Origin of the sequence: Streptomyces sp. NPDC094448, assembly GCF_044763775.1 — a bacterium.
In the GTDB taxonomy this organism is placed as follows: Bacteria; Actinomycetota; Actinomycetes; order Streptomycetales; family Streptomycetaceae; genus Streptomyces.
The window spans coordinates 172,396-197,149 of sequence record NZ_JBIWGU010000007.1 but is presented as its reverse complement, the minus strand read 5'-3'; the positions used below and the strand labels follow the sequence as shown (position 1 = coordinate 197,149).

General features: G+C 69.8%; 17 protein-coding genes and 1 tRNA gene. 6 read left to right on the top strand and 12 right to left on the bottom strand.

Annotated features, from left to right (window positions below; translation table 11 throughout):
• The first annotated feature begins 101 nt into the window (after positions 1-101).
• Positions 102-824 (top strand): response regulator transcription factor, encoded by a 723-nt coding sequence (locus tag ACIQ9E_RS15570; protein ID WP_006349166.1) that lies wholly within the window; start codon positions 102-104, stop codon positions 822-824.
• The gene (locus ACIQ9E_RS15565) at positions 821-2,245 is read left to right on the top strand and encodes a sensor histidine kinase (RefSeq protein ID WP_403707096.1); all 1,425 of its coding nucleotides are present in this window, start codon (positions 821-823) and stop codon (positions 2,243-2,245) included. The genes ACIQ9E_RS15570 and ACIQ9E_RS15565 overlap by 4 nt, the downstream gene beginning before the upstream one ends.
• Positions 2,246-3,085: 840 nt before the next feature.
• Here ACIQ9E_RS15565 and ACIQ9E_RS15560 read toward each other — a convergent pair.
• The 4 genes from ACIQ9E_RS15560 to ACIQ9E_RS15545 all read right to left on the bottom strand — a co-directional run bounded on the left by ACIQ9E_RS15560 (position 3,086) and on the right by ACIQ9E_RS15545 (position 5,884).
• Positions 3,086-3,158: transfer RNA gene (locus ACIQ9E_RS15560), tRNA-His, on the bottom strand.
• A 129-nt stretch (positions 3,159-3,287) separates the two neighbouring features.
• Entirely contained in the window at positions 3,288-3,890 is a 603-nt protein-coding gene (orn, locus tag ACIQ9E_RS15555; protein ID WP_403707094.1) for an oligoribonuclease, read from the bottom strand.
• Positions 3,891-3,899: 9 nt separating this feature from the next.
• The gene (locus ACIQ9E_RS15550) at positions 3,900-5,081 is read right to left on the bottom strand and encodes a helix-turn-helix domain-containing protein (protein WP_006349169.1); all 1,182 of its coding nucleotides are present in this window, start codon (positions 5,079-5,081) and stop codon (positions 3,900-3,902) included.
• 398 nt (positions 5,082-5,479) lie between these two features.
• Positions 5,480-5,884 (bottom strand): hypothetical protein, encoded by a 405-nt coding sequence (locus ACIQ9E_RS15545; protein ID WP_403707092.1) that lies wholly within the window; start codon positions 5,882-5,884, stop codon positions 5,480-5,482.
• A 507-nt stretch (positions 5,885-6,391) separates the two neighbouring features.
• Here ACIQ9E_RS15545 and ACIQ9E_RS15540 point away from each other — a divergent pair.
• Positions 6,392-6,913, top strand: coding sequence for a universal stress protein (locus tag ACIQ9E_RS15540; protein ID WP_006349170.1), 522 nt, complete (start codon positions 6,392-6,394; stop codon positions 6,911-6,913).
• A 324-nt stretch (positions 6,914-7,237) separates the two neighbouring features.
• Here ACIQ9E_RS15540 and glmS read toward each other — a convergent pair whose 3' ends face one another.
• From glmS to ACIQ9E_RS15525, 3 genes are all read right to left on the bottom strand, one after another.
• Positions 7,238-9,055, bottom strand: a complete 1,818-nt coding sequence (gene glmS / locus ACIQ9E_RS15535; protein ID WP_403707090.1) for a glutamine--fructose-6-phosphate transaminase (isomerizing) — start codon at positions 9,053-9,055, stop codon at positions 7,238-7,240.
• 37 nt (positions 9,056-9,092) lie between these two features.
• Positions 9,093-9,326 carry a hypothetical protein gene (locus ACIQ9E_RS15530; protein WP_366255876.1) on the bottom strand — a complete coding sequence of 78 codons (234 nt, stop codon included), beginning with the start codon at positions 9,324-9,326 and terminating at the stop codon, positions 9,093-9,095.
• Positions 9,327-9,512: 186 nt separating this feature from the next.
• A complete protein-coding gene (locus tag ACIQ9E_RS15525) occupies positions 9,513-10,382 on the bottom strand; it encodes a DUF4429 domain-containing protein (protein WP_403707088.1) in 870 nt (289 codons plus the stop codon).
• 193 nt (positions 10,383-10,575) lie between these two features.
• On the opposite strand from ACIQ9E_RS15525, the gene ACIQ9E_RS15520 reads away from it, so the two are divergent.
• On the top strand, positions 10,576-12,237 hold the full coding sequence (locus ACIQ9E_RS15520; RefSeq protein ID WP_403707086.1) for a beta-N-acetylhexosaminidase: 1,662 nt from the start codon (positions 10,576-10,578) through the stop codon (positions 12,235-12,237).
• Between the two features lie 123 nt (positions 12,238-12,360).
• Here the strand turns inward: ACIQ9E_RS15520 and ACIQ9E_RS15515 are convergent, their stop codons facing one another.
• From ACIQ9E_RS15515 to ACIQ9E_RS15495, 5 genes are all read right to left on the bottom strand, one after another.
• The gene (locus ACIQ9E_RS15515) at positions 12,361-14,151 is read right to left on the bottom strand and encodes an IucA/IucC family protein (RefSeq protein ID WP_403707084.1); all 1,791 of its coding nucleotides are present in this window, start codon (positions 14,149-14,151) and stop codon (positions 12,361-12,363) included.
• Entirely contained in the window at positions 14,148-14,717 is a 570-nt protein-coding gene (locus ACIQ9E_RS15510; RefSeq protein ID WP_403707082.1) for a GNAT family N-acetyltransferase, read from the bottom strand. Before ACIQ9E_RS15510 ends, ACIQ9E_RS15515 begins: the two co-directional genes overlap by 4 nt.
• Positions 14,714-15,997 (bottom strand): lysine N(6)-hydroxylase/L-ornithine N(5)-oxygenase family protein, encoded by a 1,284-nt coding sequence (locus ACIQ9E_RS15505; protein ID WP_403707080.1) that lies wholly within the window; start codon positions 15,995-15,997, stop codon positions 14,714-14,716. Before ACIQ9E_RS15505 ends, ACIQ9E_RS15510 begins: the two co-directional genes overlap by 4 nt.
• Positions 15,981-17,423, bottom strand: coding sequence for a pyridoxal phosphate-dependent decarboxylase family protein (locus tag ACIQ9E_RS15500; RefSeq protein ID WP_403707078.1), 1,443 nt, complete (start codon positions 17,421-17,423; stop codon positions 15,981-15,983). Before ACIQ9E_RS15500 ends, ACIQ9E_RS15505 begins: the two co-directional genes overlap by 17 nt.
• Positions 17,424-18,118: 695 nt before the next feature.
• The gene (locus tag ACIQ9E_RS15495; RefSeq protein WP_403707076.1) at positions 18,119-18,973 is read right to left on the bottom strand and encodes a siderophore-interacting protein; all 855 of its coding nucleotides are present in this window, start codon (positions 18,971-18,973) and stop codon (positions 18,119-18,121) included.
• A gap of 442 nt (positions 18,974-19,415) precedes the next feature.
• On the opposite strand from ACIQ9E_RS15495, the gene ACIQ9E_RS15490 reads away from it, so the two are divergent.
• Together ACIQ9E_RS15490 and ACIQ9E_RS15485 are read left to right on the top strand one after the other, a co-directional pair.
• On the top strand, positions 19,416-20,900 hold the full coding sequence (locus ACIQ9E_RS15490; RefSeq protein WP_403707408.1) for a VCBS repeat-containing protein: 1,485 nt from the start codon (positions 19,416-19,418) through the stop codon (positions 20,898-20,900).
• Positions 20,901-21,013: 113 nt separating this feature from the next.
• Positions 21,014-24,682 (top strand): LamG domain-containing protein, encoded by a 3,669-nt coding sequence (locus ACIQ9E_RS15485; RefSeq protein ID WP_403707074.1) that lies wholly within the window; start codon positions 21,014-21,016, stop codon positions 24,680-24,682.
• The last annotated feature ends 72 nt before the right edge of the window (positions 24,683-24,754 follow it).

Below are 24,754 nucleotides of genomic sequence, written 5' to 3'. Positions count from 1 at the left end.
ATGGTCCCGGTCGCCAACTCCCGGCCGCCGTCCTGTCCGAGGTGTGAACGGAGGCATACGGAGGGGGACCGGCATCCCCCGAATGGCGTACGGTGCCGGTCATGGCACGTGTGCTCGTGGTGGAGGACGACCAGTTCGTACGCTCCGCCCTCATCCGGCATCTGACCGAGGCGTCCCATATCGTCCGGAGTGTCGGTACAGCCCTGGAGGCGCTGCGCGAGGTTGCCCACTTCCGGTTCGACGTGGTCATCCTCGATCTCGGTCTGCCCGATCTCGACGGGTCCGAGGCGCTGAAGATGCTGCGCGGTATCACCGACGTGCCCGTGATCATCGCAACCGCCCGGGACGACGAGAGCGAGATCGTGCGGCTCCTCAACGACGGCGCCGACGACTACCTCACGAAACCCTTCTCCGTGGAGCATCTCTCCGCCAGGATGGCGGCGGTGCTGCGGCGATCCCGTGCCACCGCGGGCGAGGCGCCGCCGTCCCGGGTGATCCAGGTCGGCGGACTCTCCATCGACCCCCTGCGCCGCCAGGCCGAACTCGACGGCTCCCCCCTCGATTTGACCCGTCGCGAGTTCGACCTGCTCACCTTTCTCGCCGGCCGTCCCGGTGTCGTGGTCCCGCGCAAGGAACTGCTCGCCGAGGTCTGGCAGCAGAGCTACGGCGACGACCAGACCATCGACGTCCATCTGAGCTGGCTGCGGCGGAAACTCGGTGAGACCGCCGCCCGGCCGCGCTATCTGCACACCCTCCGCGGAGTCGGAGTCAAGCTCGAACCCCCCACTGGACACCCGGAACCCCAACGAGGTCATCAGAGATGAGATGGGCGCTGGTCAAGGTCGCACTGGCCGTCACCGTGATGGTCGTGGTCGCCTTCGCCGTACCACTGGGGCTCGTGATCAAGGAGATGGCGCGGGATCGGGCGGTCACCAACGCCGAGCGCCAGGCCGCCACCATCGCACCGACCCTGACCATCACCCCCGAACAGCATGCGCTGGAGGTCGCCGTCCAGACCACCCACGCGGGGACCGCGGGCCGGATGTTCGTCCATGTCCCGGCCGACCCCGACGCCGGGGTACCGAAGGCCGTGGACATCGGCACCCCCCGGGCCGGACGCGCGGACCACGCCCTGGTGCAGCGGCTGTTCCGGACCTCCACCACCAAGGTGACGGGCGGCACCGCCCTGCTCCAGCCCACCCTGCTGCGGAACGACAAGGTCGCCGTGGTCGAGGTCTATGTCCCCAACGCCGAGATGAGCCGCGGGGTGACCACCGCCTGGCTGATGCTCGCCGGCGTCGGCATCGCGCTGATCCTGGGCTCGGTCGCGGTGGCCGACCGGCTCGGTGTACGGATGGTCCGCTCCGCCCGGCGGCTCTCCGGCGCCGCCGAGGAACTGGGCGAGGGCCGGCTCGGTGTCCGCGTTCCCGAGGAGGGGCCGAAGGAGCTGCAGTCCGCCGCCGTCGCCTTCAACGCCATGGCCGACCAGGTCGTCCAGCTGCTGGCCAATGAGCGGGAACTCGCCGCCGACCTCTCCCACCGGCTCCGCACCCCCCTGACCGTACTGCGGCTGAACGCCGCCTCCCTCGGTGACGGGCCCGCGGCCGAGCAGACCCGGGCCGCCGTCGAACAGCTGGAGCGGGAGGTCGACATCATCATCCGCACCGCGCGCGAGGCCAAACCGCAGACCACCCTCGTCGGCCCCGGCGCGGGCTGCGACGCCTCCGAAGTGGTCCGGGAGCGGATGGACTTCTGGTCGGCGCTGGCGGAGGACGAGGGTCGCAAGGTACGGGTCGCGGGCGTCGACCGGCCGGTCCGGATCCCGGTCGGCCGCCCCGAACTGGCCGCCGCGCTCGACGCCCTGCTCGGCAACGTCTTCCGCCACACCCCCGAAGGCACCGCCTTCTCCGTCGACCTCCACAACGGCGAGGACGCGGTCATCGTGCTGGTGTCCGACGCGGGACCGGGAATCGCCGACCCGGCCGCCGCGCTCGCCCGGGGCAACAGCGGCAGCCGCGACGGCTCCACCGGACTCGGCCTCGACATCGTCCGCAGGGTCGCCGAGTCGACCGGCGGGGACGTCCGGATCGGCAGCTCGGTCCTCGGCGGCACCGAGGTACGGATCTGGATCGGTCTGGACACCCGCGCGGCCGATCCCGAGGAGCGCCGCAGGAGCGGTCACCGGGTGCCGGACCGACGCCGTACGCTGATCTCGGCGGGACGCCGCGGGCGCGGCGATATCTGAGCCTCCGGTTCCGGGCCGGGACCGTACCGCCCGGGGCAGCCCGCCCGATATCCCTTCCGCCCGCGGGGCCGCCGCCCCGCAGGGTCGGCACCCCCGTCACAAGCCCCGGCCGGACCGCTTCCGGAGCCGTTTCCACCCGCCCGGAACCCCCTCTGGGTTAACAGGTTCCGATGAGGCCCTTAACGGCGCCCTAAGAACTCCGGCCGCCGCCCGGAATGCCCGCTCCGTTTCTTCACGGCCCGGTAACGTGCTGTGCACCCCCCTCGGGGGTACTCGACGAACCATCCGCACCACACCCCCCACCGCGCGTCCCGGTCGGTTTCCCCATCCCCCCACATTCCGACCGGGACGCGCGACTCCGTTTCCGGCTGCGGGGCGCCGGAACGGCCCGCGCGGCTCCCGCCCCGCCCGCCCACCACACCCGGCGGGGCGGGGGCTGCGCCTCAGGCCCGCCCTCGCGGCCCGTACCGGCCCCAAGGGGAGCCGCCGCCCCGGCCGCGAGCGCCGGAACGCCGTCGCCGCCACCGAGCGGCAGATCGGACCCCGGCCGTCCCGGAAGGCCGCCGGCCCCGTACCTCCGTGCCTATCCGACCCGCGCCCCGTGCGGCTGCGGTCCCGCCCCCATGCTCCGGGCCGGGCCCGGCGGCGGCCGTCCCGCCCTCCGCAGCCCCGGTACGGGGGCCGGTTCCCGTACCGGCCCCGCGGAGGCCTGGAGCAGCCCCACGGACCGACGGGGCGGAAGAAGGCGAAGAAGGGGGGCGCCGACCGTACCCGGGGCGGCAATGCCCCGGGAAACGGCAAGGGCCCCGGTCCGAAGACCGGGGCCCTTGCACCCTGCAGGGTGAGTGACGGGACTTGAACCCGCGACATCCTGGACCACAACCAGGTGCTCTGCCAGCTGAGCTACACCCACCATGACCGGTCGTTTTTCCGACCGGCCGAGAAAAAGTGTACAGGGTTCCGGAGGGTGCTCGTACCAGGGTTTTCCCGCCCCCGATCCGACTCCGGACGAACCCGTCCGAACAGGTGCCTTCCGGGCCGGTCAGCCCGCGGACACCACATGCTTCGCCGCGATCGCCTTCGCGGTCTCGGAGTCCGGGCCGGGCTGCGGTACGAACACCGCCTCGCGGTAGTACCGCAGCTCGGCGATGGACTCGCGGATATCCGCCAGCGCCCGGTGGTTGCCGTTCTTCTCGGGACTGTTGAAGTACGCCCTCGGGTACCAGCGCCGGGCCAGCTCCTTCACCGAGGAGACGTCCACGATCCGGTAGTGGAGGTACTGCTCCAGCGCGGACATGTCCCGGGCCAGGAAGCCGCGGTCCGTGCCCACCGAGTTCCCGCAGAGCGGTGCCTTGCGGGGCTCCTTCACATGCTCGCGGACGTACGCCAGGACCTGGGCCTCGGCATCGGCCAGGGTGGTACCCCCGGCCAGCTCGCCGAGGAGACCCGAGGCGGTGTGCATACGGCGCACCACCTCGGGCATCGACTCCAGCGCCGCGTCCGGCGGGCGGATCACGATGTCCACCCCTTCACCGAGCACGTTCAGTTCCGAGTCGGTGACCAGTGCGGCCACCTCAATAAGTGCGTCGTCGGCCAGCGAGAGCCCGGTCATCTCGCAGTCGATCCACACCATGCGATCGTTCATGCGTCCACTTTATGGCGCACTCCGCTGGCCGGGCAGACTCGGGCGCCCCGGTCCTGCCGCATAAGCGCCGTGCGGAGGCTTTCCCAGCTCCGGCGGCAGCCCCGGCGGACCACCAGGGGCCCGTCTGGCCTGCGGCGGAACCACGGACTCGACCATCGAAGGCGGAGCCGGATCGCCCTGCGGGCGCCGGACCCGGTACGCCGCCCGGTATGCCGCCGGGGACGAACCCAGCTGACGCCGGAAGTGGCCCCGCAGCGCCACCGGCGACCGGAAGCCGCAGCGGCCCGCGACCTCGTCCACCGAATAGTCCGAGGTCTCCAGCAGCCGCTGGGCCTGGAGCACCCGCTGGGTGATCAGCCACTGGAGCGGCGCACTGCCGGTCAGGGAACGGAATCGCCGGTCGAACGTACGGCGGCTCATGTACGCCCGCGCCGCCAGAGTCTCCACGTCGAACTGTTCGTGAAGGTGCTCCAGCGCCCACGAGACGACCTCGGCCAGCGGGTCCGACCCGATTTCCTCTGGTAAAGACCTGTCCAGATAGCGCTCCTGCCCACCGCTGCGCCGCGGCGGGACGACCAGCCTGCGGGCGAGCGCCCCGGCGGCCTCCGTACCGTGATCCGTACGCACGATGTGCAAACAGAGGTCGATTCCGGCGGCCGTTCCGGCCGAAGTGAGCACATCGCCGTCGTCGACGAACAGCTCCCGCGGATCGACATGGACGGACGGATAGCGCTTGGCCAGCGTCGGCGCGTACATCCAGTGCGTCGTGGCGGGCCGGCCGTCCAGCAGACCGGCCGCGGCGAGCACAAAGGCCCCCGTGCACAGTCCGACGATCCGGGCGCCCTCCTCATGGGCCCGGCGCAGTGCGTCGAGCGCCTCGGGAGGCGGTGGCGAGGTGATGGAACGCCACGCCGGGACGACGACCGTCCCTGCCCGGCTGATCGCTTCCAGACCGTACGGCGCGGTGAGTTCGAGGCCGCCGGTGGTCCGCAGCGGTCCCTCCTCGCCTGCGCAGACGAGCAGTCGGTAGCGGGGTACTCCGGCGTCCTGGCGGTCGATACCGAACACCGAGAGCGGTATGGAACTCTCGAAGATGGGGCCGCCGCTGAACAGCAGTACCGCGACGACTTCCCGGCGCCGGCGCCCGGAGAGCTTTCGTGCTGCCTCCGGTGCGGCGGAGTCCTGACTCATGACGCTAAGCCCCCCTCGGTTTTCGCGTCTCCCCGTTCTTTTCGGGCCGTTCGCTCCTGCACTTTTCCCCTTGGTTGTGCGCGAGTACCGGAGCCTTCGATACTCATGATCGAATCTACTGCGTCCCGTGGTGCCGACGAGACAAGTTCGGCATGCCCCGCTATGTCGGTCCGGCAAGTTGGCGCGAAGCATTCGATCACGAAGCGTTCCATCTGCAAGCCCGTGAGGGAAGTGCGCCTCTCGTGCATGGCCCGTCCCCATAGGGTGCCACCGTCGGCGAAGACCCTTTCCGGCCTGCTGACAAGGGGGTTGGCAGGCCATTTCGCCAAGGGATGCGCCATGACGCGAACTTGGCTGAAATCATACGGGTCCAGGTGTGCGAACGGGCCGGATCCCGCTCACTCGCCGGGGGTACCTCCGGCGCTGTGACGGCCGCCGGACCCGGCCCCCCGGCCGGGTCGCTCCTGCGGTTTCGGCCCCTGTGCCGCCGCGGCCCGGGCGGCGTTGCGTTCGGAATGCCGCAGCAGCATCCGGCAGGCCGCCGTCACCGCGGCCAGTCCGAGCGCGGCCGCCGTGGCGCCGCCGGCGGACGCCCCGTACACGATGAGGACGACCGGCACGAGCAGGCAGCTGAAGGCGGCCCAGCGGACGACGTCCCCGGCCGGGTCGTCGGCCGCGGCCTGTCCGGTGTCCCCGGCCGCCGGCGGCCCGGGACGCGCGGGAGGTCCGGCCGTGGCGGCGGAGTGCGGGGCGGTGTGCTCGGACGAAGCGGTCGGCGGGGCGGCGGACGGATACGTCGGCACGGAAGGCCTCCTCCGGGCTGCGGTCACGGCTGCGGATGTCCGAGGAACCAACGAGGACCGTTGCCTTCCGGTCACTGCGGCAGACACTGTCTCGACCGCATGGACCGCACCCGAACGGAACCCGGCTGCCCGCCCGGCTGCTCCGCCGTGACCTGCCGTACGGCGGTTCCCGGGGCGTCCGGGCCCCTCGAACACCCCCGTCCGGCCCGGAGCGGGGCGCACCCCCGCCGGCGGACCCGGCGACCGGGGCGGGCGGACGGGCCGTCTGCCGGCCGCCGGCGGGCTGCGGTCCGCTGTAGGCACCACACGGCATTGCCAACGAGGACGGCCTCGGGCATGCTCCCTGGAATGCCCGGTGGGGACAGCCCTTGGGCCGGAGAGGAGTGTCGCCGTACCCTTGCGGGTATGGGCCAGGGAAGATGATTCCCGGACACAGCACCGCTCAGCCTGCTCTGTTGTTCCCCCCTTCCGCTGATTCCACAGAGGACTTTCTTCGCCGAGACACCCATGGCCGGTCATGAGATCCCCGAACCCGCGGACCGCAAGCAGGTAGCCGACCCCCTGTCGGATCTGCGAGCGGCAGAAGAAGCGCGCCCTTCCTGCGATCCGGCGTTCCGCCACGGCGTCGTCGTCGGCTTCGACGGTTCGACTTCCAGTGAGCGGGCGCTCGCCTATGCGATCGGCATGGCCCGGCGTTCGGGGTCGGGCCTGATCATCGTCCATGTCGCCAACCGGCTGCCGACCACCGTCTGGGCGGGCTGCGAGCCCCCCGTCTTCGTCGATGTGCCCGACCACCGCACCGAGGTGCTCGGCCTGGAGCTGGCCTGCGCCGACTATCTCTCCGAGGTCCCGTGGATCCTGGTGGAGCGCGGCGGCGACATCTGCCACGAGCTGGAGGAGGTGGGCCGGGAGTATTCGGCCGACGCCATCGTCGTCGGCTCGACGCACGGGATCGTGGGACGTATCTTCGGCTCGGTCGCGGGCCGGCTGGCGCGGCGGGCGCAGCGCCCGGTCGTCGTCATTCCCTGAGGCCGCGACCCGCTCCGTACCCCGTAACGGCCGCCGTACCGGTTCCGTTCGCCGGTGTCCGGCGCCGGAGGACGACCTCGCACCCGCACATAGCCGCAGCGGGTTTCCCCCGCCGGTCCGGGTACCGGCCTTCTCGGGACGTCCCGCCCGCCGCGGCGCGACGGCCGCGCGCCGGGCGGGAGCGCGCCGGAAGGGGTATGGCTCCGGCCGGTGCCTTCCCCCGCGTGACACGGTGGCGAAACGCGGGGGAACGGCCGGGTGACAGGACACCGGGGCAGGGCCGCCCCCGTATCGGCTGTCGTGTCGGTCGTCGGTGGCCGTGGGTCACTCCACGGTGACGGACTTCGCCAGGTTGCGCGGCTTGTCGATGTCCCGGCCCATGGCCAGGGCCGTGTGGTAGGCGAAGAGCTGGAGCGGGATGCCCATCAGGATCGGGTCCAGCTCGTTCTCGTTCTTCGGCACGACGATCGTGTGGTCGGCCTTCTCCTGCTCCCGGTGCGCGACGGCCAGGATCCGGCCGCTGCGGGCCTTGATCTCCTCCAGCGCGGCGCGGTTCTTCTCCAGCAGATCGTCGTCGGGGACGATCGCGACCGTCGGCAGCGCGGGCTCGATCAGTGCCAGCGGACCGTGCTTCAGCTCGGACGCGGGATAGGCCTCCGCGTGGATGTACGAGATCTCCTTCAGCTTCAGCGAAGCCTCCAGCGCCACCGGATAGCCGCGTACCCGTCCGATGAACATCATGGACTGGGCGCCCGCGTACTCCTCGGCCAGCTTCTTGATGTCGTCCTCGGACTGGAGGATCTCCGCGATCTGCTCCGGCAGCCGGCGCAGGCCCTCGATGATCCGCTTGCCCTCGGAGACCGAGAGGTCCCGGATCCGGCCCAGGTGGAGCGCGAGCAGCGCGAAGGCGACGACGGTGTTGGTGAAGCATTTGGTGGAGACCACGCAGACCTCGGGGCCCGCGTGGACGTACACGCCGCCGTCGGCCTCCCGGGCGATCGCGGAGCCGACCACGTTGACCACGCCCAGCACCCGGGCGCCCTTGCGCTTCAGCTCCTGGACGGCGGCGAGGACGTCGTAGGTCTCGCCGGACTGCGAGACGGCGATATAGAGGGTGTCGGGGTCGACGACCGGATTGCGGTAGCGGAACTCGGAGGCGGGTTCGGCGTCCGCGGGGATCCGGGCCAGCGACTCGATCAGCCCGGCGCCGATCATGCCCGCGTGGTACGAGGTGCCGCAGCCGAGGATCTTGACCCGGCGGATGGAACGGGCCTCGCGGGCGTCGAGGTTGAGCCCGCCGAGGTGCACGGTGGAGAACCGGTCGTCGATACGGCCGCGGAGCACCCGGTCGACGGCGTCGGCCTGCTCGCTGATCTCCTTGTGCATATAGGTGTCGTGGCCGCCCATGTCGTACGACTCGGCCTCCCACTCCACCAGGGTCGGCGTCGCCGTCGTGGTCGACCCCTCGGTGGTGTAGGTGCGGAAGTCGTCGGCCTTGAGGGTGGCCATCTCGCCGTCGTCGAGGGTGACGATCTGGCGGGTGTGGGCGACCAGCGCGGCGACGTCGGAGGCGACGAACATCTCCTTCTCGCCGATGCCGAGGACGACGGGCGAGCCGTTGCGGGCGACCACGATCCGGTCGCTGAAGTCGGCGTGCATCACGGCGATGCCGTAGGTGCCCTCGACCACCTTCAGGGCGTGGCGGACCTTCTCCTCCAGCGTCTCGGCCGCGGAGCGGGCGATCAGATGGGTGAGGACCTCGGTGTCGGTCTCGGAGGCGAAGGCCACGCCCTCGGCCTCCAGCCGGGCGCGCAGATCGGACGCGTTGTCGATGATGCCGTTGTGGACGACGGCGACCTTCTCGTCGGCCGAGAGGTGGGGGTGGGCGTTCTCGTCGCTCGGCGCGCCGTGGGTGGCCCAGCGGGTGTGGGCGATTCCGGTGGTCCCGGCGAACCGCTTGGGGACCCGGGCCTCCAGATCGCGGACCCGGCCCTTGGCCTTGACCAGCTTCAGGCCGCCGCCCTTGGGGCCGGTGATCACGATGCCCGCGGAGTCGTAACCCCGGTACTCCAGTCGCTGGAGGCCCTCCAGCAGCAGTGGTGCCACATCACGCTTGCCGATGTAACCGACAATTCCGCACATAAAGGTTCTCGCCCCTCCGTAGGTGAGAGATCGTCCGTCAGCCGTAGACCATGCGGCGCAGCTGCCGGAGCGACAGCTCCGGCGGTGCCACCGCGCGGTGCGGCAGCTCGGCCGCGATCCGTTCGAAGATCTCGGCGTTCGCCAGACCGCCCGATTGCAGCTCCCGGTGGCGGCGGCGGACGTAGACCTCTGTCTTCTCGTCGAAGTACGCCAGCACGTCGAGGACGACCCGGGCCGCCTCGCCGCGCGGGAGCGCGGTGGAGCGGACCAGATGGTCGACGAGGTCGTCGTGCGCGTGCGCGGGGTGTGAGGGTGGCGACGCGGAGGATGGGGGACGACCAGGCCGGCGGTGTTCGAGCACCCGTCGATACTGCGGGTCGATGACCCCGAATGCAAGGATCCTGCCCGATTCCGGGCAGGATCCCCTTGTTTTCCCCGGCTGTATCCGGGAGTGAGGTCAGAGCCGCTTCAGTACGGCCTGCTTGGCGGCGCTGAACTCCTCGTCCGTGAGGATGCCCGAACGGTGCAGTTCGCCCAGCTCCCGCAGGCGCCGCAGCAGGGTGTCGTGGTCCTCCGCCGGAGCGGAGAGCGCCTTCGCCGGTTCGGGGGCGGGGGAGGTCTTCGCGGCGTACGGATGCGGCAGTCTGGCCGCCACGGCGGCGCCCACCAGACCCATCAGCGGATCCTTCCGGAAGCCCCACAGGTCGATGGCGTGCGGATCGTGCTTGGCGGGTGCGGAGGAGCGCATCCGGGTCAGGGTGAAGCGGAGGTAGCCGTTCTCCAGGGTGGCGGCCGGCAGCCAGTCCACGGCCTCGACGTCCCCGATGCCGATCGTCCGCGGACCGCCGGAGGCCTTGGCGTCATCGGTCTTCCAGTTCCAGGAGAGCCTGATCTGTTCGCCGTCGAACTCGGCGGTGCCGTCGCCCGCCGACGCGGTGATCGGCACGGCCGGCCCCGGCATCAGATAGCGGTCGACCTGCTCGCTGCCGATCTCTTCGATCAGCAGGGCGTTGCGGACCTCGGCCACGAAGTACTCGGCCACCCCGGCCCGGTCCGCGTCGACGCCGAGGGCGTAGGGGTCCCAGCTCTCCTTCAGACGGCCGCCGGCGAGCTGGAGCAGCGGATCGGCCCCGCTGCGCAGCCGCAGCCGCAGCCGTCCGGACTTCCGCCCCGGCTCGTAGGACACCCCCGCGACGGCCTCCAGCGGTACGTTCAGCTCCCCGAGGGCCTGGCGCAGCACGCCGACGCTCTTGTCCGAGCCGGGCACGATGCGCACAGAGTCCCCGTCGAAGCTCCAGGTGCCGTCCTTCTGGATGATTTCCGCCATGGGGGCGATTCTTTCATTCCCGCCGCCGGGCGACCGGGCCGCATCCCGTCGCCGGGCAGGGGGTTCGGCCCGGTCGCCCGGCGGCGGGCTCCGGCCGTCCTCCGGTTGTCCACAGGGCCGCCACAGGTCTGGACCGCGTTCGGGGGGCTGCGCGACCATGGCGCTGGTCCGACGCCCGTTGAAGGGAAGCTCCGTGCGACTGTTCCGACCCCGCCCCGGCCTGCCCCGGGCCCCCCGCCGCCGTCCCGGGCGGCGCCTGCTCGGCGTGCTGCTCCTCACCGCCGTGGCGGGCACGGGCTGCTTCGGCGGTGGGGGAGACGCCGGTTCCGGTGAGGAGTCCCCCCGCCGTCCCGTGTCCTCCGCACCCCTGGGGAACGTGGTGCCCGCGCCCGCCTCCGTCCGCCCCTCGGGGCCGGGGTACACGCTCGCCCCCGCCGCCGTGATCCGGGTCGACGACCGGCCCGCCGTCCGGGCCGTCGGCGACTATCTGGCGGCGGTCCTCCGCCCCTCCACCGGCTATCGGCTGCCCGTGACCCCCGGGGCGGGCAGCGACGGAATCCAGCTCAGGCTGGACCCGGCCCGGCGGGAACTGGGCGCCGAGGGCTATCTGCTGACGTCCTCGCAGACCACCGTCTCCGTGCTGGCCCGGGAGCCCGCCGGACTCTTCCGCGGGGTCCAGACCCTGCGGCAGCTGCTGCCGCCCGCGGTCGAGAAGGACACCCGGCAGACCGCCGTCTGGCGCTTCCCCGGCGGCACGATCACCGACACCCCGCGGTACGCCTACCGGGGCGCGATGCTCGACGTCGCCCGGCACTTCTTCACGGTCGCCCAGGTCAAGCGGTATATAGACCAGCTCGCCCTCTACAAGATCAACAAACTGCATCTCCATCTCACCGACGACCAGGGCTGGCGGATCGCGATCGACTCCCGGCCGAAGCTGACCACCGTCGGCGCGGCGACCGCCGTCGGCGGCGGCAAGGGCGGCTTCTACACCAAGGCGCAGTACCGCGAGATCGTGGCGTACGCGGCCGGCCGCCATATGGACGTGATCCCCGAGATCGGCATGCCGGGTCATACGGCGGCAGCGATCGCCTCCTATCCCGAACTGAGCTGCCACGGCTTCCCCGACCCCGTCCACACCGGGCTGGACACGGGCTTCAGCTCGTTGTGCGTCGGCAAGGAGGGGACGTACGACTTCGTGGAGGACGTGATCCGGGAGCTGGCCGCGATGACCCCCGGCGACTACCTCCATATCGGCGGCGACGAGGCCGACAGCACCAGCAAGAAGGACTACCGCACCTTCATGGACCGGGTGCGGAAGATCGTCGCGAAGCACGGCAAGAAGGTGATGGCCTGGCACGAGATCGCCGGTGCCGGGGCGGACGGGGATGTGCTGGCCCAGTACTGGGGTACGGACCGGACGGAGAAGGCCGAGCGGAAGCGGGTCGCGGACGCCGTGAAGAAGGGGACGAAGCTGATCCTCTCCCCGGCCGACCGGGTCTATCTGGATATGCAGTACAGCTACCGGGATTCGATCGGGCTCTCCTGGGCGGGCCGGGTCGAGGTCGACCGGTCCTACGACTGGGATCCCGCCCGGTATCTGAAGGATGTGGGTGTACCGGACGAGGCGGTGCTCGGGGTCGAGGCCCCGATCTGGACGGAGACGCTGGTCAACAGCGCCCAGCTGGAGCAGATGGCCTTCCCGCGGCTGCTCGGTGTGGCGGAGAAGGGCTGGTCCGGCGGGGATATCGCGTGGGCCGACTACGAACCGAGGCTGGCGGCGCAGGCGGGGCGGATGTCCGCGCTGGGGATCGCCTTCCACCGCTCGCCGGCGGTGGCCTGGAAGCAGGACTGAGCGCGGGCCCCGGGCATGCCGCGGTGTCCGTACGGCCTCCCGGGCCGTACGGACACCGCATGGACACCACGGGAAAAGGACGGGCACCCCCCGAGGGACCGTGTTCGGGGGATGCCCGTCCGCTCAGGGGGCCGCCGTCGCGGCCAGGGGGTTGCGGAGGGTGCCGACGAGCTGGAGCGCGGCGGACGGGTCCGCCAGATCGACCATCTGCCGGTTGTTCCGGAGCTGGAGCCGGTTGAGGCAGGAGAGCGCGAACTCGGGTGCGAAGAGGTCGTATTCGGCGAACCGGTCCGCCAGATGCGGTACGGACGCCTGGTACTCCCGGGCGCAGTCGGCGACCGCCGCCCAGAAGCCGTCCTCGTCGATCCGGCCCTCGGCGGCCAGCGCCGCCGACAGGAAGCGGAAGAAGCAGTCGAAGACGTCGGTGAAGACCGACAGCAGCTTCATGTCCTCGGGGACCTCGGCCCGGACGCGTTCCACGGCGGGCGGCAGGACCGCGTCGGGGTCCATGACCACGATCTCCTCCGCGATGTCCTTGAAGATCGCCCGCCGGACCGTGCCGTCGGCGCCGAGGACGAGGATGACGTTCTCGCCGTGCGGCATATAGGCCAGGTCGTACGCGTAGAAGCTGTGCAGTACGGGGACGAGGTAGGCGCGGAGATAGTCCCGCAGCCAGTCGGCGGGCGCCAGCCCCGACGCGTCGATCAGGGCACCGGCGAAGGATGCCCCGTCCCGGTCGGTGTGGAGCAGGGACGCCATGGTCGCCAGGCTCTCGTCCGGGCCCAGCGACGGCACCGGGCTCTCCCGCCAGAGCGCCGCCAGCATCTTGCGGTAGGGCGAGTAGCGGTCGGTCGCCAGCTCGTACTGGCGGTGCCGGTAACCGATCGCCGCATGCTCCCGGATGATGGAGAAACCGGTCTCCTTGAGCACCGGGTCCTGTTCGATCAGCCCGGCCAGCCAGTCGTTGATCGCGGGGGTGGCCTCCATATAGGCCGCCGAGAGACCGCGCATGAAGCCCATGTTGAGGACGGACAGCGCCGTCTTCACATAGTGCTTGTGCGGGGCGGTGGTGTTGAAGAAGGTACGGATCGACTGCTGGGCCAGATACTCGTCGTCGCCGGGGCCGAGGCAGACCAGCCGCCGCTCCGCGACTTCGGCGGCGAAGGTGACGGAGAGCTTGTTCCACCACTGCCAGGGGTGGACGGGCAGCAGATAGTAGTCGTCCGGGTCGAGCCCCTGCCCGGTGAGCAGGGCCGCGAACCGGGCGAGGGTCTCCTCGCCCAGTTCCTCCCGGACCAGGGTGTCGTAGTCCAGGTCGGCGCAGGAGGTGAAGGCCGTCCGCTCGCGATGGGCGGCCAGCCAGATCAGCCGGACCGGGCTCGCCGCCTCCGGCGCGTACGACAGATACTCGTGGACCCCGAAGCCGAGCCGGCCGTTGTTGGCGACGAAACAGGGGTGGCCCTCGGTCATCCCGGTCTCGACGGCCTGGAAACCGGCCCGTACCAGCTCCGCCGAGGAGACGGGCTCCAGGCTCAGCTTGTAGGCGGTCCCCGCCAGGGTGGAGGCGATCTCCTCCAGATACACCGGCAGGACGGTGTCGCTCAGGCCCAGCGCCGTACGCAGCTCGATGCAGAGGTCGACGGCGTCGGGCGGCAGCAGTTCCCCGCGTACGCTGCGGACCACCGATTCCTCGGCGATGTCCCAGTGGTCCAGCGCCCGCAGTTCGGCCGTGAAGCGGTACTCGACGCTCCCGTCGTCGCTGAGGACGCGGTAGCTGCCCGCCTCGTCCAGCGGTTCGGGGGTCAGCAGCCGCTCATGGGCGAACTCCGACAGCGCCTTGCGGACCAGCAGCCGGTTGGCCCGCTCCCACAGTTCCGGCGTCAGATGGGCGACGGCGTCGGCGGCGGCGGTCATCGTCCCACCGCCGGACGGTCCGCCACGGCGGTGCTGTTCTCGAACGCCTCACGGGTGCAGAAGCTGAGGTACGCCTCTTTCTCCGGGGTCCGGATCCGGCCGGATATCTCGAAGCCCGCATAGGCGTTGAGGGCGTGGACGGCCGTATTGCGGACATCGGGTTCGACGACGACCCGCCGGATCGCGGGGTCGTCGAACAGCTTCCGCAGCACGGCCGTGATCACGGCCCGGGTGAAACCGTGCACCGGTGTGTCGGCCGGTGCCACCAGGAAGTGCATCCCGGCGTCGCCCGGCAGGGCGTCGTACAGCCCGACCAGTTCGACCTGCGCCGGGTCGTAGCTCTCCATCAGGAAGACCGGGTCACCGGACCCGTTCTCCCCGATGAAGGCGTGGTGGTGCGGATGTGCCGTGATCGCCGAGTACGCCCGCTCGACCTGCCCGAGGTCGAAGTCCGACATCTGCCAGAAACCGGACTTGGGGTGGGTCACCCACCGGTGCACCAGCGGTGCGTCGGCGAGCGGGTCGAGCGGCCGTACGGTGAAGCTCAGCGGATCGGGGGCGGTCATACGGAGAACTCCTGGAACGCGATGGACTTTTCCACGGCGTAGTACTCGGTACCGAGCATCTCGCCGATGATGTAGGCATTGCGGTACGCACCCATGCCCAGGTCGGGTGAGGTGATGGAGTGCGTGTGCACGCCCGCGTTCTGGAGGAAGACCTCACGGCCGGTGGTGTCGACGGAGTAGTTGCGGGCGACGTCGAAACGGCCCTGCCCGTCCCAGCGGAGGCGGTCGTGCACGGGGGCGAGGAACTCCGGGACGACGTATTTGTACCCGGTCGCCAGGATCAGGCCCTCGGTGCGCAGCTCGTACTCCTTGCCCTGCTCCTCCTGGCGCAGCGCCAGGGTGTAGGAGCCGGACGTCTCGTCGTAGGAGGCGCCGTTGAGGGCGGAGTTGGTCAGCAGCCTGGTCGGAACCGGGCCCTTCAGGTTCTTCTGGTACAGCAGGTCGAAGATCGCGTCGATCAGATCCCCGTCGATGCCCTTGAACAGGCCCTTCTGCTGCGACTCCAGCCGGTAGCGGGTGCTCTCCGGCAGGGCGTGGAAGTAGTCGATGTACTCGGGGGAGGTCATCTCCAGGGTCAGCTTGGTGTACTCCAGCGGGAAGAAGCGCGGGGAGCGGGTCACCCAGTTGAGCCGGTAGCCGTGGACGTCGATCTCGGAGAGCAGGTCGTAGTAGATCTCCGCGGCGCTCTGGCCGCTGCCGACCAGGGTGATCGACTCCTTGGCCTGGAGCGCCTCCTTGTTAGGCATATAGACCGAGTTGTGGAGGTAGTCGCCGCCGAGGTCGCGGCAGCACTCGGGGAGATACGGCGGGGTGCCGGTGCCCAGCACGATCCGGCGGGTACGCAGCACCTCGCCGCTCGCGGTGTGCACCTCGTACAGCTCGCCGTTGTGCTCGATCCGGGTGACCGTGGTGCTGAACCGGACGTTGGTCAGCCGGGCCGCGGCCCAGCGGCAGTAGTCGTTGTACTCGGTCCGCAGCGGATAGAAGTTCTCGCGGATGTAGAACGGATAGAGCCGCCCGGACTGCTTCAGATAGTTGAGGAAGGAGTACGGGGAGGTCGGATCGGCCAGGGTGACCAGGTCCGACATGAACGGCGTCTGGAGGTGGGAGCCCTCCAGGAACATCCCCGAGTGCCACTCGAAGTCGGGCTTGGAGTCCAGGAAGAGCCCGTTCAGCTCCTCGATGGGCTCGGTGAGGCAGGCCAGTCCCAGATTGAAGGGGCCGAGTCCGACCCCGATGAAGTCGTACGGTTCCGCGGGGGGTTCAAGAGGCGTGGACAAGGTTCTCTCCCAGGTACTGCTCGGCGTGGCCGGCGATCAGGTCGAGGACGGCGGCGATGTCGTCGGTCGTCGTCTCGGGGTTGAGCAGGGTGAACTTCAAGTACTGGCGGCCGTCGACCTTGGTCCCGGCGACCACGGCCTCCCCGGAGGCGAACAGCGCCTTGCGAGCGTAGAGGTTGGCCCGGTCGATCGCGGCGGGACTGGTGACGTTCGGCGGAATCCAGCGGTAGACGAGCGTGGAGAGCTGCGGCTGGACGACGACGTCGTAGCGGGGGTCGGCGGCCAGCAGCTCCCAGCCCGCCATGGCCAGATCGCAGACCTCGTCGAAGAGCCCGCCGATACCGTCGGCACCCATGACGCGGAGCGTCATCCACAGTTTCAGGGCATCGAAACGGCGGGTGGTCTGGAGGGACTTGTCGACCTGGTTCGGGATGCGCTCTTCAACGGTCCGGCGGGGGTTCAGATAGTCCGCGTGGTACGTGGCGTGGCGCAGCGTCGCTCCGTCCTTCACCAGGACGGCGGAGGAACTGACCGGCTGGAAGAAGGACTTGTGGTAGTCCACGGTCACGGAGTCGGCGTGTTCGATGCCGTCGAGCAGATGACGGCGGGTGGGGGAGGCGAGCAGTCCGCAGCCGTACGCGGCGTCGACGTGCATCCACGCCCCGTACTGCTGGGCCAGTTCGGCGATCTCCGGCAGGGGGTCGATGGAGCCGAAGTCGGTGGTCCCGGCGGTGGCGACGATCGCCATCGGGACCAGGCCGTCGGCCCGGCACTTCTCCAGCTCGGCGGCGAGCGCCAGGGTGCGCATCCGCCGGTCGCGGTCGGTGGGCAGGGCGATCACCGCGTCCCGGCCGAGGCCGAGGAGCTTCGCCGACTTCTGGACGCTGAAGTGGCTGCATTCCGAAGTGAAGATCCGCAGTTTGGCGAGGTCGGGGGTCTTCGACTCCTCCCGGGCCAGCAGCAGCGCCTGGAGGTTGGACTGGGTGCCGCCGCTGGTGAACACGCCGTCGGCGGCACCGCCGAAGCCGATCCGGGCCGCTGTCCAGTCGATGAGTCTGCGCTCTATCAGGGTGCCGCCGGCGCTCTGGTCCCAGGTGTCCAGGGAGGAGTTGACGGCGGAGAGCACGGCCTCGCCGAGAACGGCGGGGATGACGACCGGGCAGTTGAGGTGGCCCAGATAGCGGGGGTGGTGGAAGTAGACGGCGTCCCGCAGATAGACCTTCTCCAACTCGTCGAGGGCGGCGGAGGAGTCGCCCAGCGGCCGGTCGAGGTCGATATCGGCGATCACCGGCGCGAGTTCTTCGGCGGTGACCCCCGTGAACGGTTGCCGGGTCGTGGCGAGTCGGTTCGCCACCCGCTCGACTCCTTCGGTCACGGAGCGCCGGTAGCTCTCCGCCGTTGCGTCATTGAGCAGGTGCGAGCGCATGCAATGTCCTCCCGGATACGGGGACTTGGTCGCGCCTCCGGACAGGTGGGGGTGCGAGGGCGACGTGAGGAAGGTTAGCCTAACCTAACTTTCCTTGGGAATCGGCCTCCGGCCCTGATGAGAAGCCCTGCGTATGGCGTTGTTCACACGCCGGTTGACCGGTTGTCACGCCCGGCGGGCCGTACGGGGCGGTGCGAGCCCCTCCCGTTGGGTGGTCCGGCGCGGAGGGGCGGGTGTGGCGGGTGTCGCGGGCGTTCCATGGTTCACGCCTGAGCAGGGGTGATCTGTGGGTGCCAGGACCATGCATGCCCACAGGGGGCCCCGCAAGACCGCGTATGCGGTGGTTGATCATACTTTGGCTGGATATCAACCAACCCTGGCTGACGGGCACCGGGGTGGCGCGTGCCGGTCGCCGGGGCCGGGTGGCCCGGGGTGCGCCCGTGCGGCGGATGACTGCCGCACGGGCCCTGCGGCCCGGGGGAGTTGCCCGTTGCGTGCCCGGGCGCCCGCCGCCCCGTGCCGGAGGTCCGGCCCCGCTGCACCCGTCGCCCGTACGGCGCGGGCGGCCGGGGTCCGCCGTGCGGTGGGTGCGGCCGGAGGCCGGGCGCCCGTGTGCGTCTGCTCCCGTGCGGCGCGGGCCACGGATGCCGTGGGCATCCGCACCCCGGCGCGCGTCCCGCCGCCGGAACGGTCCGTCAGCTCTCGTCGATCTCCGCGAGGGCGGGATCGTCCCGCAGACCGTCCTCGCTGACCCCGCGCCGCCAGTAGCCCACGAAGGTCACCCGGCGGCGGTCGATACCGCGCTCGCCCACGAGATGCCGCCGCAGCGCCTTGACGCCGCCCGACTCCCCGGCGATCCAGGCGTACGGAGTCCCCTCGGGCAGTTCGGCGGCGGCCACGGCCTCCACGGCGGAGGGCGCGCCCTCGTCCCGGACCAGCCAGACGATCTCCGCGTCGGCGTCCGTCTTCAGTTCGATCCGGTCCGCGGAGTGCGGAACGTCCACCCACACCCGGGTCCGCATGCCCGCGGGCAGCCACTCCAGGATCGCCGCGATCGCGGGCAGCGCGGTCTCGTCGCCCCAGAGCAGGGTCCAGTCCGTATCGGCGGGCGGCCGGCAGCGCACGGAGGTGTTCTCCGCGACCGCCGGGCCCAGCACCATCGCCCGCTTCCCCGGCGCGGCGGCCTGCGCCCAGCGGCAGGCGGGACCGCCGTTCTCGTGCACGGCGAAGTCGATGTCGAACTCCCGGGCACCGGTGGCGGTGCGCCGCTGGTCCCGGACCGTGTACGAGCGCATCACCGCGCGGGTGTCCTCGGGCAGCGCCCGCCAGGCGGCGAAGACCGCACTGCCGTCCCCGGCATCGACCGGGACGACGGGGGCGTCCTGGTGGGGGTGCGGCAGAAACAGCGACAGCGACTGGTCGCGACCGCCGGACGCGAAGGCGTCGAGAGCATCGTCGTCGGGGAACCCCTGGAAGGTCACGCGGATGAGGGAGGGCGTGAGCGCGTGCGCGCGGGTGACCCGGAGATCGAAGAACCGGAACGGAACCATGAGGTCAGGTTAGCCTAACCTTCCCTCTTTTTGGGGTGTCCCGGTGCCCCGTCGCGGCCCTCCCGGCTGCGGTTGAACACCTCTCCTGTCGAGGTGGTTCTCCCGTTGCGGGTCTCCCGCGGTCCCCTGTTTGCCCCGGTGTTCCATCCTGCACTGTTGCTCGCGTTGCCTGCGCTCCCTGCCGGCTCGACGGTCCGACTCGCAGCCTCCGGTTCCACCGCGTGCCCAGTTGTGATGATTTCGTGATCACTCTTCGCGCTGTCGCCCCATTTATGGGCTTGTAGTGATGATCTTGGGATTGCATGATCGTTTCTTCTTGGTCGTGCGGTCGACCAGTCGACAAAGGTGGGGCGGAGCTTTGTCCAGGGTGGGGAGATCACGGCGCGCTGTCGCCGGCTGGACAGTCGGTTTGCTGTTCACAGCGGGTGCCGGACTGTTGGGCGTGACGCCCGCGGCGGCGGTCGCCGTCTGCACGGGTGTGGGCTCCGACTTCAACGGGGACCAGGTCCGTGACACGGTCATCGCCGACCCGGAAGCCACGGTTTCGGGCAAAGAGCGCGCCGGGCTGGTGCGGATCGTGCTCGGTGGCAACAAGGGAGTCGTCGAGCTCTCCCAGGACTCGCCGAACATCTCGGACGGTGCCGAGACCGGGGACCGATTCGGTTTCTCCCTCGTGGTGTACGACGCGAACCGGGACGGCTGCAGCGACATCGCGGTCGGTATGCCGTACGAGGACGTCGGGACCGTGGAGGACGCGGGCCTGGTCCATCTCGTCTACGGCTCCCCCGCGGGCCTCGGCCAGGGCACCGTCGGCAGCAAGGGCTTCCGGCAGGGCAGTGACGGCTGGGTCGGCGAGAACCTGGAGGCCGGGGACCTGTTCGGCTACTCCGTGGCCACCACGACATCCACGTCCGGGAACGAGTTCCTGATCATGGGGTCTCCGGGTGAGGACGGAGCCAACATGCCGGACATCGGGATGGTCGTCGCTGCCTACGGCCCGAACTATGCCGTGACCCGCTTCACTCAGGACAGCCCAGGGGTGTGGGAGACCGCGGAGCCCTATGACCGGTTCGGGCACGCGATCGCCGCAGCGGGCAACTGGTTCACCGTCGGCATTCCGGGTGAGTCCATGGACACGCGCAAGGGTGCGGGTGCGATCTCCGTGTTCAAGGCATCGGTGAACAGCAACGGCATTCCGGACCCGGCCTGGGGGTCGGGTCAGAACCGCACGGGGATCGGAGACACCGTTGCCGAAGCGGGTGACGCGCACGGCACTTCGGTGGCGATGACATCTTGCTGCCCGGACGCCAACTCCGCCCTCAAGCCGGTCGAGGCCCTGATCGCGGTCGGCGCACCCGGCGAAGACCTCGGCGAGGTGCTTCCTGATGCAGGAGGAGTGCAGGTGGCTCAGGTCACCGTGTCCGGCGGTGTGACATGGCACCAGTGGATCACTCAGAACTCGCCCGACGTAGAAGGCGAAGCAGAGTTCGGCGACCGGTTCGGACAGTCCCTGGCCGTTGCCCATCAGAACGTACAGGCGCGGCCGACGCCGAAGACCGCGTTTCTCGCTGTGGGTGTTCCGGGAGAGAACGCCGAAGCAGTGACGGCAACGGTCACCGATGCCGGCGGCGTCGCCCTGATGCCGCTTGTCGACCCTCCGGGAGTCGGCGATGCCTGGCTGGAGGCCGGGGCCGGTATACCGGCCGAGCCGGCAGATCATCTGTTGGTGGGGCTGAATCTCTTCGCCACCCAGACTGCTTTCTACCTCGGACTTCCCTACGCCCAGCCTGTGGACCGGGCAGTCCACCACTACCCGTGGACCACCTCCGGCGGAGGCCCGTTCTCCAACGCTCCCAGCCAGAGCTGGCGGCCCGGCGAAGGCGGTATCCCGCTGGACAACAAGACCTTCGGCACCGCGATCCAGTGACTCCCCGCCCCGAGGGGCGAAGCAACCACATACGCAACAGATGACCAAGGGTGGGGAAGCAAGCAATGTCGAGGAGCAGCATGCGCCGCCGTGGCGCGTGGACGGCAGGCGCCATGGGCCTGGCCGCCGTTATGCTCGCTACAAGTGGGCAGTTCGATATCGGCGGAAACGCCGGGCAGCAGCTGAGCGGTGAGCAGCAGCCGGGTGCGGCCCGGGCCGCGCAGGCCCGGCTCACTGCCGCCGTGGCCAAAGGACTGCCCACCGAGGCGGAGGCACAGCAGGCCGCAATGGAGGCCAACGCGCCCGTCGAAGTGACGGGACTGCGTGAAGAACGCCGGACCGTGGTGGCCAATGGTGACGGTACCTTCACCGCGCAGGAGTTCCTGGAGCCCGTACGGGCCATGCGTAAAGGCACCTGGCAGCCCATCGACCCGACCCTGGTCAAGTCCGCCGACGGTCGTTTGCGGCCGGCGTCCACCACCGTGGACCTCACGGTTTCCGGCGGCGGGACAGGCCCGTTCGCCACGGTCAGGAAGGCGGGCCGGGAGTTCGCCCTCACCTGGCCGGGCCGCGCGCTGCCCGCCCCCACGGTCAGCGGCGACACGGCCACCTACGCCGAAGTGCTGGCCGGCGTGGATCTCGTAGTGCGTGCCGAGCCCGAAGGCTTCGGTCACTTCGTCGTCATCAAGACCCCGCAGGCAGCCGCGAACCCGGACGTCGCCCGTATCGAACTGGGGCTGCGCACCGATGCCCTGACAGTCAACAAGACCGCGTCGGGTGATCTCCAGGCGGTGGACAGCCAGTCCAAGGGTGTCGTCTTCGAGGCTCCCGCACCGGTCATGTGGGACACACCGGCCGCAGCAGCACCGGTCCGGACGGCCGTGAAGGCGGGCAGTCGCACCGCGGTGCCCTCAGCTCAGGCAGCCGACGGTTCCCCTCTGGTTCCGGCTCCCGACGCTGCGGTCGCTCCGGTGGGTGTTGCTGTCGGCCGGGACTCGCTGACTCTGATCCCCGACGCGAAGCTGCTTGCGAACCCTGCAGCCTTCCCCATTGTCATCGATCCCACGGTCACCAGTCCGACAACCGCCTGGACGTCGATCATCAAGGGTATGCCCGGTGAACAGGACTGGAAGTTCACCGGCCACGAGGGTATGGGCAAGTGCCCCACGAACTACAACCCCACCTCGTGCCAGGGCATTGACACCCGACGGCTGATGTACACCGTCGGGCTGACCTCCTACCGCACCGATATGACGATTCTGGATGCCACCTTCTCGGCCCGGGTCGCACATATCTACAGCGCCACCCCCACGGCCGAGCCTGTACAGCTGTACCGGGTCGGAGGCAAGGACTTCGGGATCTCCTCTTCCAGCAGCTGGAGCAACACCAGTTCCCTGTGGGACACCCACCTCGGCACCGTTGACAAGGCGATCCAGCCCACGTCCTGTAACAGCCCGGCGAACCTCCACTTCGAATCCGCCTCGACCGGCACACTGGCCCGCTACGTTCAGGCCGCCGTCCGGGACGGCTGGACGAAGATGACCTTCGGTCTGCGTGCCGCGGACGAGAGCCGGTTCGCCGAGTGGAAGCGGATGTGCGGCAACGCCTATCTGTCCGTCACCTACAACCGCCCGCCGGCCGCGCTGACCGCGGCCAAGCTCTCCAGCCTCCCCGGAGGCGCCTGCAACACCACTACGGCGGGGGTTCGGATTACCCGACTGCCCAAGCTGTACGCACAGCCCAGCGACCCTGACCACAGCCCGGCCGAGGCGGAGCCGGTGAAGGTCGAGTACAAGATCTCCTGGACCGACGGCGCGGGTACGGCTCAGACGTATTCGGTCAGTACTGGGATGGCGTCCCCCGGTGCCGTCTTCCAGCACCAGGTTGTCGTCCCGAAGGGGAAGGTGATCCCGGAGAACGCCGTGGTCTCCTGGTCCGCCCGGGTCAGTGACGGCGCGGTTTGGAGCGGCTGGAGCCCCACCTGTCGTTTCCTGGTCGACGCGAATGTACCCGGTGCACCACTCGTGACCTCGCCGCAGTTCCCGGCCGAGGAGGACGGCGGCCCTGTCGGCATGATGGGTGAGTTCACCATCTCCCCCAACACCGAGGACCGCTTCGACGACGCCGTTGCCAAGTACGTCTACGACTTCGACACGGACAATCAGCCCGCCGCCACGGTCACTCCGGTCAAGGTGGGCGATCCGGTAACGGTGAAGTGGACCCCGCAGCACCGCGGCGGCCACAAGCTGTTCGTCACCTCCTACGACGGCGCGAACAACGCCAGTGAGCAGACGACGTACTTCTTCAGCGCGGTTGTCGGCACACCCGCTACCGCGCACTGGAGACTGGCCGACGCCGCATCGAAACCCGAGGCCGCTGATCTGTCGGGTAACTATCCGGCCAAGATCGGCCCCGGCGTCACACGGCACACACCTGGCAACGGCACCGACGCGGACGTCGTGATGCAATTCGACGGCTCGGCCGGCTCCTGGCTGGAGACATCCCAGCCGGTCCTCAACACGGAAAAAGGCTTCTCCGTCAGCGCCTGGGTCAAGCCCGACACCTTGAACCGGGACATGACCGCCGTCAGCCAGAGCGGCACCGGCGAACCGGGCTTCCGCCTCGGCTACCAGGCAGCCCAGAAGACCTTCACCTTCAGCCTGCCGACCGCCGACGTCATCGCCATGGACGAGACCACGCTGGTTACCACGGCGAACCGCACCTGCCCCGGCAATGCTTCTCAGCCGGTCTGCGCCGAGCAGTGGCGTCATCTCACCGGCGTCTACGACCCGGGCGCAGCCAAGCCCCTCAAGCTGTACGTCGACGGGGAACTGCGGGCGGAAGCCGACCGTCCACTGCCGTGGCGTGCCCACGGCGCGTTCCAGATCGGCCGTGAAAGGACCAAGACCGGATACCAGGGCAACTGGCACGGACAGCTCTCCGACGTACGCGCCTACAACCGGGCCAACACGCCGGAAGAGGTGAAAAAGATGATGGCGGCCAAGCTCGAACGCCTGGCCTACTGGAACCTGGACCAGAAAGCCGACAGCACCTCCTTCGCGTCGGCCGGCGGGGGACAGCCATTGGTGATGGGTGGTGGCGCCGCCTACACCGAGGAGACCCAGCTGGATGTCATTCTCGGCAACACACTGATGATCAACTTGGACGCGAACGGCGATGCGCTTCCCGGCGGCCGCCTGACCCTGAAGGACAGCGGCTATGCCGCGACCGCTACTGCGCCGCTGACCGGTACCGGCAGCTTCACGGTATCGGCCCGGGTGCGGCTCTCCAGCAAGACCGCCACCACCCGACAGGCTCTGCTGTCCCTGCCCGGCGACACGACCAGCCGCTTCGTCGTGCGCTTCACCGCTTCCCAGGACGGACAGCCCGGTTACTGGGAACTGGTTGTACCGAGCGAGCCCGGCTCCGAGAGCCCCGCCGCGGTGGCCCGCGCCTACCCGAAGGGCAATCCGGATCAGGAATCGGGCCAGTTCATCACCGTGACGTACGACGCCCTGACCCAGAGGCTCAGCCTGTACGTCGACGGAGAGGCCGCCCTGCCGGTCCCCGGCTCCCCGGGTTCGGTGTCCGGCCACATCGACGGAGTCGTCATGACCTGGCCCGCGACCGGTGGTCTGCAGGTCGGTCGTGCCCGCACCGGTGCGGGCACCTGGGGCGATCACCTTGCCGGAGAGGTCGACGACATTCGCATCTACAACGGCGTCCTCGACAAGCCGACCATCGACCTTCTCCAAGACGTCTTTGCCAAGCCTCACCTTTAAAGACCAATAAAACCTCTTATATCCATCCATCATCCCGGGGTCGTCGCTCATGAGCGACGACCCCGGGTCTAC

Bases quoted from the DNA above. Each gene is read 5' to 3' on its own strand.
- ACIQ9E_RS15570 (WP_006349166.1), top strand. From the start codon at position 102: ATGGCACGTGTGCTCGTGGTGGAGGACGACCAGTTCGTACGCTCCGCC.
- ACIQ9E_RS15565 (WP_403707096.1), top strand. From the start codon at position 821: ATGAGATGGGCGCTGGTCAAGGTCGCACTGGCCGTCACCGTGATGGTC.
- orn (WP_403707094.1), bottom strand. From the start codon at position 3,890: ATGAACGATCGCATGGTGTGGATCGACTGCGAGATGACCGGGCTCTCG.
- ACIQ9E_RS15550 (WP_006349169.1), bottom strand. From the start codon at position 5,081: ATGAGTCAGGACTCCGCCGCACCGGAGGCAGCACGAAAGCTCTCCGGG.
- ACIQ9E_RS15540 (WP_006349170.1), top strand. From the start codon at position 6,392: ATGGCCGGTCATGAGATCCCCGAACCCGCGGACCGCAAGCAGGTAGCC.
- glmS (WP_403707090.1), bottom strand. From the start codon at position 9,055: ATGTGCGGAATTGTCGGTTACATCGGCAAGCGTGATGTGGCACCACTG.
- ACIQ9E_RS15525 (WP_403707088.1), bottom strand. From the start codon at position 10,382: ATGGCGGAAATCATCCAGAAGGACGGCACCTGGAGCTTCGACGGGGAC.
- ACIQ9E_RS15515 (WP_403707084.1), bottom strand. From the start codon at position 14,151: ATGACCGCCGCCGCCGACGCCGTCGCCCATCTGACGCCGGAACTGTGG.
- ACIQ9E_RS15510 (WP_403707082.1), bottom strand. From the start codon at position 14,717: ATGACCGCCCCCGATCCGCTGAGCTTCACCGTACGGCCGCTCGACCCG.
- ACIQ9E_RS15500 (WP_403707078.1), bottom strand. From the start codon at position 17,423: ATGCGCTCGCACCTGCTCAATGACGCAACGGCGGAGAGCTACCGGCGC.
- ACIQ9E_RS15495 (WP_403707076.1), bottom strand. From the start codon at position 18,973: ATGGTTCCGTTCCGGTTCTTCGATCTCCGGGTCACCCGCGCGCACGCG.
- ACIQ9E_RS15485 (WP_403707074.1), top strand. From the start codon at position 21,014: ATGGGCCTGGCCGCCGTTATGCTCGCTACAAGTGGGCAGTTCGATATC.